11 protein-coding genes are annotated in these 10,825 nt (G+C 58.6%); 4 read left to right on the top strand and 7 right to left on the bottom strand.

Going from position 1 to position 10,825, the window contains the following annotated elements; translation table 11 throughout:
- Positions 1–4: 4 nt before the first annotated feature.
- Genes fmt through E1297_RS13810 form a run of 3 tightly spaced genes read right to left on the bottom strand, consistent with a single transcriptional unit; the run spans position 5 to position 2,156 of the window.
- Positions 5–943, bottom strand: a complete 939-nt coding sequence (fmt, locus tag E1297_RS13800; RefSeq protein ID WP_155139059.1) for a methionyl-tRNA formyltransferase — start codon at positions 941–943, stop codon at positions 5–7.
- Positions 944–978: 35 nt separating this feature from the next.
- Positions 979–1,611: a MarC family protein gene (locus tag E1297_RS13805; protein WP_155139060.1), complete on the bottom strand. Its 633-nt coding sequence runs from the start codon at positions 1,609–1,611 to the stop codon at positions 979–981.
- A gap of 26 nt (positions 1,612–1,637) precedes the next feature.
- Positions 1,638–2,156 carry a peptide deformylase gene (locus E1297_RS13810; protein ID WP_155139062.1) on the bottom strand — a complete coding sequence of 173 codons (519 nt, stop codon included), beginning with the start codon at positions 2,154–2,156 and terminating at the stop codon, positions 1,638–1,640.
- A gap of 101 nt (positions 2,157–2,257) precedes the next feature.
- Here E1297_RS13810 and E1297_RS13815 point away from each other — a divergent pair, with 101 nt between their 5' ends.
- Positions 2,258–3,436: a DNA recombination protein RmuC gene (locus E1297_RS13815; RefSeq protein ID WP_155139065.1), complete on the top strand. Its 1,179-nt coding sequence runs from the start codon at positions 2,258–2,260 to the stop codon at positions 3,434–3,436.
- Between the two features lie 236 nt (positions 3,437–3,672).
- On the opposite strand, the gene E1297_RS13820 is transcribed toward E1297_RS13815, so the two are convergent.
- The 3 genes from E1297_RS13820 to E1297_RS13830 are packed head-to-tail and all read right to left on the bottom strand — an operon-like array spanning position 3,673 to position 6,358.
- Positions 3,673–4,545, bottom strand: a complete 873-nt coding sequence (locus E1297_RS13820) for an NlpC/P60 family protein (RefSeq protein WP_155139067.1) — start codon at positions 4,543–4,545, stop codon at positions 3,673–3,675.
- A gap of 14 nt (positions 4,546–4,559) precedes the next feature.
- Entirely contained in the window at positions 4,560–4,910 is a 351-nt protein-coding gene (locus E1297_RS13825) for a MarR family transcriptional regulator (protein ID WP_155139069.1), read from the bottom strand.
- Between the two features lie 59 nt (positions 4,911–4,969).
- A complete protein-coding gene (locus tag E1297_RS13830; protein WP_196223312.1) occupies positions 4,970–6,358 on the bottom strand; it encodes a M17 family metallopeptidase in 1,389 nt (462 codons plus the stop codon).
- A gap of 370 nt (positions 6,359–6,728) precedes the next feature.
- On the opposite strand from E1297_RS13830, the gene E1297_RS13835 reads away from it, so the two are divergent.
- The 3 genes from E1297_RS13835 to E1297_RS13845 are packed head-to-tail and all read left to right on the top strand — an operon-like array spanning position 6,729 to position 9,954.
- Positions 6,729–8,138 (top strand): bifunctional enoyl-CoA hydratase/phosphate acetyltransferase, encoded by a 1,410-nt coding sequence (locus E1297_RS13835; RefSeq protein ID WP_155139071.1) that lies wholly within the window; start codon positions 6,729–6,731, stop codon positions 8,136–8,138.
- Between the two features lie 3 nt (positions 8,139–8,141).
- On the top strand, positions 8,142–9,311 hold the full coding sequence (locus E1297_RS13840) for an acetate/propionate family kinase (RefSeq protein WP_155139073.1): 1,170 nt from the start codon (positions 8,142–8,144) through the stop codon (positions 9,309–9,311).
- 22 nt (positions 9,312–9,333) lie between these two features.
- Positions 9,334–9,954, top strand: a complete 621-nt coding sequence (locus tag E1297_RS13845) for an HAD family hydrolase (protein WP_368669557.1) — start codon at positions 9,334–9,336, stop codon at positions 9,952–9,954.
- On the opposite strand, the gene E1297_RS13850 is transcribed toward E1297_RS13845, so the two are convergent.
- A partial coding sequence (locus E1297_RS13850; protein WP_155139077.1) for a histone deacetylase family protein occupies positions 9,951–10,825 on the bottom strand: 875 nt, incomplete at its 5' end. The two genes, E1297_RS13845 and E1297_RS13850, sit on opposite strands and share 4 nt — an antisense overlap.

Below are 10,825 nucleotides of genomic sequence, written 5' to 3' on the forward strand. Positions count from 1 at the left end.
AGGCTTAAACCAGTTTGCTGCCCACGGTGAGCTGAACACCGCGCAAGAACTCGCCGCCGCTCATCGGCTTCTTACCCGCCCTTTGCACCTGAAGCAATCGCACCGCCCCCTGGCCGCAGGCAACAACCGGTTCTGCCGATACATCGAGAACGGTACCGGGTTCTCCCGCACCATCAGCTGGGGCGGACCTCAGCACCTTCAAGCGCTCGGTCTTCCCCCCCAGATCGATTTCCGTCCAGGCGCCCGGAAACGGCGACAGTCCGCGAATGTGATTGTGAACCTGCTGCGCATCTGCGCTCCAGCTGATCCTCGTCTCGTTCTTCGACAGTTTGGAGGCGTAGGTGACGCCTTCCCCGCTTTGTGCGGCTTCGGTCAGGGCATCGCGCGAAAGTGCGGCCAGCGCACGCACCATCAGGTCTCCGCCCAGCGCCGACAGCCGGTCATGCAACTCGCCAGCCGTCATCAACGAATCAATTGCCAAGGTTTCCGCCATGCAGACCGGGCCGGTATCAAGCCCCTCTTCCATGCGCATCACCTGAATGCCCGTCTCGGCATCGCCCGCCATGATTGCCCGGTTGATCGGGGCCGCGCCCCGCCACCTTGGCAAAAGCGATGCATGAAGGTTCAGGCAGCCGTGAGCCGGGGCCTCCAGAACAGCCTTCGGCAACAAAAGCCCGTAGGCGACAACGACCGCAACATCTGCCTGCAGACCTTCGAAGTGCTGCTGTTCCTCAGCACTTTTGAGAGACTTCGGCGTGAAGACCGGAATGCCGAGAGATTCGGCGGCTTCATGAACAGGCGATTTCCTGAGGTCCATCCCGCGCCCTGCCGGCCGTGGCGGCTGCGAATAACACGCAACCACATCGTGACCCTGTCCGACGATTTCCATTAGCGTGGGCACGGAAAACTCCGGCGTCCCCATGAATACAATGCGAAGTGACATGAAAAACCTGTGTTTTTGTCAGGTGTGGACCGGCATCAGGTCAGGCCCGGAAGAAGACTCTTGAGACTGGACACCATCATGTCCATCGCGATTGCGGCCAGGATCATGCCCATCAAGCGGCTCATGACGCTGGTCGAGGTCTGGCCGAGCACCTTGGACAGGAACGGGGCTGCAAGGAAAGTCCCGATCAAAAGACCGACCGCCGCAAACGAGGCAGCTGCATATGCGATGTCCTGCTCAATCCCGGTAATCTGGCTCCGATAAATGATCAAGGTGGAGATTGTTCCCGGCCCCAGAAGGATCGGAATTGTAATTGGGTAGATCGCCGGATTGTCCTGTTGGGCGTGATGCGCCTTTTCCGCGTCGGTCCCGTGATGAGCCTTGCTCTGCTCACCGGAGATCAGGTTCAGCGCGATCAACAGGATCAGGAATCCGCCCGCCAGCCGGAAGGCATCCACACTGATGCCGAAAAGCGCAAGCAAGGCATCGCCCGCCAACGCGACAATCACAATCCCGAGCACAAGCGCAATGGCAAGCGTGTAGACGACTGCCCGCTGCCCCGCAGCGTCGCGATCAGATGTCAGGGAGAGGAACACGGGCAGATTGGCGACCGGGTTCATGATCGCAAACAGTGCCGCAAACATTTTCAGGAAAAATGCTGTGTCCATGCCCCCGCCAATCAAACCCCGGTTCGTCAGCCCTTGGACGCGAACCTTGCCTGTTTCGTGAACTTCTTCATGACCCTGTCACGCTTCAGCTTAGACAGATAGTCAATAAACAACGTTCCGTTGAGATGGTCCAGCTCATGCTGGATACAGGTTGCAAGAAGACCGTCAGCCTGGATTTCCTGGGCCGCCCCTTCCCGGTTCTGAAACTGGACCCGCACGGATGCCGGACGCTCGACCTCTTCATAATATTCCGGGATCGACAGACAGCCTTCCTGATAGACCGATAGATCCTCGCTCGACCAGACAATTTCCGGATTGATAAACACCATCGGAGCCTTGTCTTCGTCTTCCTTGGCAACGTCGAGGACGAAGATGCGCTCAAGGATCCCGATCTGGCTTGCGGCAAGCCCTATTCCGGGAGCGTCATACATGGTGTCGAGCATGTCATCGGCCAGTTTGCGTACGTGATCGTCGACCGTTTCAATCGGTGCACAGACCTCGCGCAGGACCGGATCTGGAATGGTAATGATGTTGCGTATCGTCATTGCTTCCACATAGGCAAAGGCAGCCGTCCGGTCAATGTGAAAGACGGGGCAAAAGTGAAGCAGACACTGCACTTGCCGTCGAATCGTTCTATGTTTGTTTCATGTCAGATGTTCTTTTTATCATTGGCGGCCACGCCGTCACCATTTTGGAAGCGAGCGTGGCCGGTGGTCTTGCCCTGCTCTTGTTCGTTTGCCTGCTGGCCGGGCGCATTCTCGGCCAGATCCGGCAGCGCGCCCATGTCGAAGACGCAGCCGCCGCCCGGATCCACGAACTGGAAACCCACCTGTCGGAACTCCTCAAGTCACAGGGGGAAATGACCGGGCGCATGCAGACCATGGCTGAAGTCTTCGGCTCCCGCCAGTCGGACATGATGCGCGCCGTGAACGAGCGGCTGGACGGCATGGGCCACAAGCTCGGGCTGTCCATGTCCCAGACCACCAAGCAGACCCATGACGGTCTTCGCGCCGTGCACGAGCGCCTTGCCGTCATCGACCGGGCACAGAGAACGATTACCGAACTGTCCGGTCAGGTTGTGGAGCTGCAGTCGATCCTGTCCAACAAGCAAACCCGAGGTGCGTTTGGTCAGGGCCGGATGGAGGCGATCATTCAGGACCAGTTGCCGCCCAGCGCCTATGACTTCCAGGCGACGCTGTCGACCGGTTCGCGCCCGGACTGTATCGTCCACATGCCAAACGGTGCGCCACCGCTGGCCATCGATGCAAAATTCCCGCTGGAAGCCTTCAACCTGATCCGGAACGCGGAAACGGACGAGCAGCGCAAGACCGCCCATGCCCAGTTTAGGCGCGACTTCACCAAACACATCCAGGACATCCGCGAGAAATACCTTCTGCCCGGCGAAACCCAGGACACCGCCTTCCTGTTCGTGCCGTCCGAAAGCGTCTTTGCAGAAGTCAACGAGCGCTTCGAGGACCTGATCCAGAAAGCCCACCGGTCACGGGTGGTGATCGTGTCCCCGTCCCTGTTGATGCTGTCCATTCAGGTGATCCAGGCTGTCTTGCGCGATGCCAAGATGCGCGAACAGGCCCACCTGATCCAGGCCGAGGTCAATCACCTGATCGGCGATGTCGGACGCCTGAACGACCGCGTCGGCAAGCTGCAATCACACTTTGCACAGGCCAACAAGGATATCGACCAGATCCTGATCTCGACGGACAAGATCACAAAGCGAGGGCGCAAGATCGAGGATCTTGAACTGGGCGAAATCGAAGGGCAGACGTCGCAATCCGATGCCGAGCCGCGCCAGGTATCGTCCGGCTGAGACTGCCGGTCATTGCGGGAAAGGTGGACAGCCCCTTTCCCAATCGGCTCACCTGAGTGACAAAACCCAAATCACCCATGCGACAGTCATCCCGGCCCAGCAACGCGCAGAGCCGGGATCGGAGCGCAGATCAATCGGCCGGAGACTATGGCTCTCCGATCCCGCATAAAGCCGGTGGCTTTTGCGGGACGCCTGCTGAGGAACATGATGAAACCGATTTGCGTCCGCGGATAACCCTATAGCCGCCGGACCTTGGTGATGGCCCCGAATTCACTTTCTGCGATCCGGGAAACGGCTTTGTCCAACGGTTCGCAGGCCACTGTCATTGTGTGACCATTGGCGTGCAGCAGCCGGTTGGGTCCGGCGACAACCCCGACATGACCTTTCCAGAACACAAGGTCACCGCGCTGCAGCCGCGAAAGATCGCCATCGAAGGTTATCCTGGACCCCGCGGTCCGCTCCTGCATGTCGCTGTCGCGCAAGAGTTTGTGACCACCTGCCTGTGCAGCGAGCTGAATCAGCGCCGAGCAATCGAGCCCGAGCGAACTGCGTCCGCCCCACCTGTAGGGCGTTCCGATAAAGTCTTCAGCAACCGCCACCCAGTCCGTGGCAATGGTATCGACAGGAGCAAGGTGTTTTTCGACCACATAGGAACCGTCCGGCAAGCGCACATAATCAAGTCCGCGTGTCCGGGCAGTGCCGGCCACGAACACCTGAGCCCCGATTGAAATCAGTCCAAGAGGTGGAAACTTCAGGTCAGGCCCCGGATAGCGGTAGGTTCTGAGCGCCGATACCCGATGCGTTGCAACTCCGGGATCTGTCAGATCATCGGATGACAGCCAGCCCACATAACCATCGGTTTCATTTTGCCCCCAGGCCCAGCCTTCCGGCGTCTCCTCGAACACGGTGACGGTTTCCCCGTAAAGGATTTCCGTATCGATCGGCTGATCCGGACGGGGTGCAGGCCTCATGGGCGCACTGTCGGCAGCCAGTCTTTTTCTAACGCCAGCGACAAAGCGCTCCGCCTTGTAGATGCCGCGAAACTTTTCGTCTGCCAGATCCGGACGCACCGGATGCAGCCGCCGGTCGAACGTGTAGACTTCCGTCATGTCATCCTGCGTGTTCAGCGGGGCAACGCCCGTGCCTTTTCCGATACAAGATCGCCAAGGCGTTCCAGATAAAGAGCGCCTTCCAGCGTCCTCGTGATAATCACGTTGCGCCGGTCGGCCTCGTCCCGCTTGCGCGAAAGTAGACGCAGCGCACCCATCGTGTCCAGCGCGCGCGTGATAGCGGGTTTCGTCACATTGAGTTGAGCGGCAAGCCCCCGGACAGTATGCGGAGGCGGCTCGAGATAGACCGTTAGCAGGATCGTAAGCTGGCGCGCGGACAAATCGGGATCGCTGCTGCGCACAAGGCTCAGATTGACATCATGAAGCAATCTCAGCGCTTGCGACGCCCTCAACTCAACCGGCATGAAACTGTGGCCCCCTGTCCATTTCCGTTTCAAAGAACCACGATTTCATTTCGGATGCGTTATTTTTTTTCATACCGCTCGCATAACAGGTCGAACAAGGCCCGGATAGCCTGTGCCTCCCCTCCAACCGGCTTGCCCGGTTTGGCGGAAGGAGACCAGCCGTAAATGTCGAAATGCGCCCAGGTTCCGGCATGCTCGACAAACCGGGATAGGAACAAGGCGGCTGTGACCGACCCGGCAAACCCGGCCCCTGTCGTGTTGATGTGATTGAGATCGGCAACGTGGCTGTCCAGATACTTCTGGTAGGGCTGCCAAAGCGGCATGCGCCACATTGGATCGGCAGAGGCTTCGGCCACCAAAGCCAACTCGTCGGCAAAGGTTTCGTCGTGGGTGTAAAACGGCGGCAGGTCCGGACCAAGCGCCACGCGGGCGGCGCCCGTCAATGTCGCCATGTCGATCAGCAATTCGGGCGCTTCTTCATCCGCCAATGCAAGGGCATCAGCCAGAATCAACCGGCCTTCGGCGTCCGTGTTGCCGATTTCCACCGTCAGGCCCTTGCGGCTGTTCAGGATGTCGCCGGGCCGGAAGCTGTCTCCTGCAATCGCATTTTCCACACACGGCACGATCACCCGCAAACGCACCGGCAATTTGCGCTCCATGATCATGGATGCAAGTCCCAGAACATTGGCTGCTCCGCCCATGTCCTTCTTCATCAAGGCCATTGAGTTGCCCGGCTTGATGTTCAGTCCGCCGCTATCGAAAATGACCCCCTTGCCAACAAGGGTAACCTTCGGGTCTGCGTCATTGCCCCAGAAAAAGTCGGCGAGGCGCGGCGCCCGGTCACTCGCCCGGCCGACCGCATGCACCATCGGAAAGCCGTTTTTCAACAGGGCATCACCCTCAATGATACTCCCGGTCCCGCCATGCTCTTCAAACAAAGACTTGACCGCAGCGGCAAGCTCTTCCGGTCCAAGATCGTTGGCGGGCGTATTGATCAGGTCGCGAGCGAGCTTCACGCCTGTCGCAATTTGCTTGATCTTCTCAAGGTCGACACCTTCCGGAATGACCAGCCGATGACCTTGTCTCGACGATTGCTTGTAATGCGTGAACTGATAGGCCGACAGGAGGAATGCAACGACAGCCTGAGCCTGTTCGGGAAAGTCCGGCGAAAGACCATAAGTTGCCGGTGGCAGTGCCGATACAACTGCGCCAAACGCCATCGGCTCATGAAAGCCTTCAGCAGTCATGCCGAAAAGCGCCAGAGGATCGCCAGTTTCGCCAGCCGGGAGCAGCAATGCGGTTCCCGGCTTGCCCGTAAACCCGTTTTGCTCGCACCAGGAAAGGTGTGCCTTGGTCAGTCCTAAAGCGGGATTGTCCAGTTTATTCTCGGTGACGGCCTTGACGGGGATGACCAGATCCGCGTCCTCGCGGCGAACCAGAGCATTCAGCACAGCGCTTCCTTTCGGTGACGACAATTTCGAGTGAGACACCTAATGACTGGTTCCGCGCTTGGCAAGCTGGCGATCAATTCGAAACAAAACCAAGCTTGACCGGCGGGATGAGCCGCAACGGCACGCGTTCAGGTGCCAATCGCCTGAGCCTTGACGTCGCACCCCTGAAAAGTTGCCGTCCCGGGCCGGTGACTTTTCGCTGCAGCGCACCATATGAAGAGACGTAGTGCAAGACGTTCAAAACTAGCGGTTAAACCGTATTTGTTCCGTCGCAATCTCAAGTTAGTGTCTCATCGAAAATTTCATGCTGCATCGCGGCAACCCCGGACCGGGCCGATCGGTCCGGCGACGTTCAGGGACAACTTTCATGGCAACCAACCGCACCTACGACCAGATTTCTGTCGGTGACAAAGCCGAAATAAAACGCGTTTGTTCCGAAAACGATCTTCTGGTTTTTGCCCATGCATCGGGCAACCGCAATCCGCTTCACCTCCCCGACACCGACTGGACCGGCGACGGAAAGATTGACAAGCCGGTCGCACCGTCCATGTGGGTCGGGGCCCTGGTGTCCGCCGTCCTTGGCAATATTCTCCCCGGACCGGGCACAATCTACCGCACACAGACGTTCAATTTCCATGACCGTGTGTCCGTAGGCGATGTCCTGATTGTTTCGGTCAAGGTCACCGGCAAGAAACCTGACGGCATTGTCGCCATGGATGTTTTGGTCACACGCGAGGACGGTACGTCTGTCGCCGATGGTGTTGCCGAAGTAACCGCGCCGACCCGCACGATCGAATATGATTCATCCGATCTCCCCGCAGTCCTTGTCGAGCGTCACCGGCACTTCAACCGGCTGATTGAAGTGGCCAAGACGCTTCCGAGCCTGCCGACTGCGATCGTCGCGCCGGATGATCCGAATTCTCTGGAAGGCGCCGTGATGGCGACGAATGAGGGCCTGATCCGCCCGATCCTGATCGGTGCAGCCACTCGCATTCAGGCCGCTGCCAGTGAAATCGGTGTTTCGCTCGACGGGTATCAGCTGATCGATATCGAGGATGAATCGGAAGCAGCCGCCAAAGCGGTTGCCCTTGTCCACGAGGGCAAGGTTCAGGCGCTGATGAAAGGCCACCTGCACACTGACGACCTTCTGCATCACGTGGTCAAGCGCGATGGTGGCCTGCGCACAAAGCGGCGGATCAGCCATGTCTTCGTGATGGATGTTCCCGGTCGCAAGACACCGGTCGTGATTTCCGATGCCGCGATCAATATCGCACCGGACCTCAACACCAAGGTCGATATCACCCAGAACGCGATCAATGCCGCGCTTGCCCTCGGCCTCGAACAGCCAAAGGTTGGCATCCTCTCGGCGGTGGAAACCGTCAACCCGGCGATCCCATCGAGTCTTGACGCCGCAATCCTGTCGAAAATGGCCGAGCGCGGCCAGATCCGGGGCGGTATCGTTGACGGCCCCCTTGCCATGGACAATGCCATAAATGTTCAAGCCGCCCGGACCAAGGGCATTACATCGCTTGTCGCCGGGCATGCGGAAGTATTGGTCGTTCCCAATCTGGAATCCGGCAACATGCTGGCGAAGGAACTCACCTTCCTGACCCACGCCGAAGCGGCCGGGCTGGTGATCGGGGCGAAGGTGCCCGTGATGCTCACAAGCCGTGCCGACGATGGCCGGGCCCGCCTGGCATCCTGCGCGCTTGCCCTCCTCTATGATCATTGGCAGACAAACGGGGCACCGGCTGCTGTCCATGTCGTGGAGGGATGACGGATGAGCGATAAAACAATCATACTCGTTCTCAATGCCGGTTCATCCTCGATCAAGTTCACCCTCTACCGTGGCCCACAGGTATTGGTTGACGGGCAAATTTCAGGCTTGGGTGCGACCCCGCACATCAAATTCCGATCCGCAACAACCGGCGCAACCGTTGATCGCGATCTGACTGCAGAAGAAGGCGCCAACCATGATACGGCGCTGAAATCCGTTCTGCCCTTGCTTGAAGAGGAACTTGGAGGATCAAGGGTGGAGGCCGTCGGGCACCGGGTCGTCCATGGTGGTGTGACATTTGCCGCCCCGCTGCGCGTTACCGAGGCTGTTTTTTCCGATCTGGAAACCCTGATCCCGCTCGCACCGCTTCATCAGCCCCACAACCTTACCGGCATCCGGGCTGCAGAATCAGCCTTCCCTGGTGCAGTGCAAGTCGCTTGCTTCGATACGGCCTTTCACCGCAATCACCCATGGGTCAACGACACATTTGGCTTGCCGAGGCGTTATTACGAGGAAGGCGTCCGGCGATACGGGTTTCATGGCCTGTCCTACGAGTACATTTGCGAGCATTTGAAGCAGACTGATCCCAAAACCTATTCAGGCAAACTGGTGGTGGGACATCTGGGCAATGGCGCGTCCATGTGCGCGATCAACAATGGCCAAAGCATCGGATCGACCATGGGCTTTACCGCGCTCGACGGGTTACCTATGGGAACCCGCTCCGGTCAGCTCGATCCCGGGGTGATCCTTTACCTGCTGACGACCAAGGGCATGTCTGCCGACGCCATTTCCGACTTGCTTTACAAGCAGAGCGGGCTCAAGGGCCTGTCGGGCATCAGTCAGGACATGCGGACCTTGAGCGAAAGCAGTGACCCGCGCGCGCGCGAAGCCATCGACTATTTCGTCTTCCGCATTCGACGGGAAATCGGCGGCCTGGCTGCGGTCCTCGGAGGCCTTGATACGGTCGTATTCACCGGCGGTATCGGTGAACATTCTGCTCTGGTACGCGATCAGGCGTGCCGGGACATGGATTGGCTCGGACTCAAGATCGAACCGGACAAGAACAGCCGGAGCGAGACCGATATCTCGGCACAGGACTCCCGCGTGAAAGTCCTGGTGATCCCGACAAATGAAGAAGAAATGATCCGCCAGCATACCCTGGCCCAGCTTTGACGGAAATCTTATGGGGACCGGCTTGAAAAACGTCATCTTCGACATCGGCAATGTACTTATCGAATGGAACCCGGAGCTCCTTTATCGCAAGCTGCTGCCAGACCCCGCCAAGCGTCACGCATTCTTGCGCGATGTCTGTACCATGGATTGGAATATCCAGCAGGACCTTGGGCGCAGTTGGGCAGAGGCTGTCGCCGCATTGTCCAGGGAACATCCAGACAAAACCGGCCTCATTGCCGCCTACTCCGACCGGTGGCAGGAAATGGTGCCAGGAGAAATCCCAGGATCCGTTGGCATACTTGAAACGCTCCGGCAAAGCGGCGTGCCCCTTTATGCGATCACCAATTTTTCATCGGAAAAATTCGCCGAGACAGAAGTCCGTTTTCCGTTCCTGAAGACCCATTTTCTGGATGTGGTCGTTTCGGCCCATGAACGGCTGGTCAAGCCCGACCCCCGCATCTACGAGGTTCTGCTCTCCCGCAACGGTTTGACGGCGGAAGACTGTGTCTTCATCGACGACAGCCTGCCAAATGTGAATGCCGCGCGGACACTGGGAATGGCAGCCATCCACTTTCAAACCGCAGAAGACCTGCGCCGCGATCTGCAGGAGATGGGATTTTTGAACAGCGCCGCGCACGCCTAACGGTTTTCAAACCCCTCGAGCACATTCACGCAATTGGTGCCGAGGGCGTCCACCGCATATCCGCCTTCCATGAGGAATATGGCCGGGATCGACGCTGACGACAGTTTCTGCCCCAATCGATAAAAGTCATCACTTGTAAACTTGAATTGGGATATCGGATCGTTCTCAAAGCAGTCCAGTCCGAGAGAAATGACCAGAAAATCCGGTTTGAAGGTCTGTAGCTGCGACAGAGCTTGTTCCAATGCCTCGGAATAATACGCCCAGGCCGTTCCGAACGGCAGCGGCCAGTTGCGCGTGAAACCGGCTCCGGCATTTGCACCGGTCTCATCGGCATGTCCCAGGAAATATGGGTATTCATGGGCCGGATCCGCATGGATCGACTGAAACAGGACATCCGGGCGTTCGTAGAAGATGGCCTGGGTGCCGTTACCGTGATGATAGTCGACGTCCAGAACTGCGACGCGACCGGCCCCTTGATCCCTGAGCCATTGCGCAGCAATCGCCGCATTGTTGAAGAAGCTGTAACCGCCATAAAAATCGACGCCGGCGTGATGTCCGGGTGGCCGGCAGAGACCAAACGCGCTGGAGGCCCCCCTTTGGACCAGCTGGGCAGCAGTCAGTGCGGCCTGTGCGGAAGCTGTTGCAGCCTCGAAGGTGAACTGGCCAAGCGGGGTACCCGCATCCATCGAGTACCGTCCAAGCTTGCCATCGATATGGTCCGGGATGACATCATCCCGGAACGTCCTGACAGGCCACACGATCGGCAGGGCCTCGCCTTTCCGCCCGGACGCCGTCCACAATTCCCAAAAGGCTTCAAGGAAGTCCACATAGTCCGGCGCATGTGACCTGCCCCTTTTTTCAGGGCCACTCG

It is taken from the genome of Roseibium sp. RKSG952, assembly GCF_009711355.1.

Excerpts from the sequence above, each read along its gene's own strand:
- E1297_RS13820 (WP_155139067.1), bottom strand. The coding sequence starts at position 4,545 with ATGACGGAAGTCTACACGTTCGACCGGCGGCTGCATCCGGTGCGTCCG.
- E1297_RS13835 (WP_155139071.1), top strand. The coding sequence starts at position 6,729 with ATGGCAACCAACCGCACCTACGACCAGATTTCTGTCGGTGACAAAGCC.
- E1297_RS13840 (WP_155139073.1), top strand. The coding sequence starts at position 8,142 with ATGAGCGATAAAACAATCATACTCGTTCTCAATGCCGGTTCATCCTCG.
- E1297_RS13825 (WP_155139069.1), bottom strand. The coding sequence starts at position 4,910 with ATGCCGGTTGAGTTGAGGGCGTCGCAAGCGCTGAGATTGCTTCATGAT.
- E1297_RS13815 (WP_155139065.1), top strand. The coding sequence starts at position 2,258 with ATGTCAGATGTTCTTTTTATCATTGGCGGCCACGCCGTCACCATTTTG.
- E1297_RS13810 (WP_155139062.1), bottom strand. The coding sequence starts at position 2,156 with ATGACGATACGCAACATCATTACCATTCCAGATCCGGTCCTGCGCGAG.
- fmt (WP_155139059.1), bottom strand. The coding sequence starts at position 943 with ATGTCACTTCGCATTGTATTCATGGGGACGCCGGAGTTTTCCGTGCCC.
- E1297_RS13805 (WP_155139060.1), bottom strand. The coding sequence starts at position 1,611 with ATGGACACAGCATTTTTCCTGAAAATGTTTGCGGCACTGTTTGCGATC.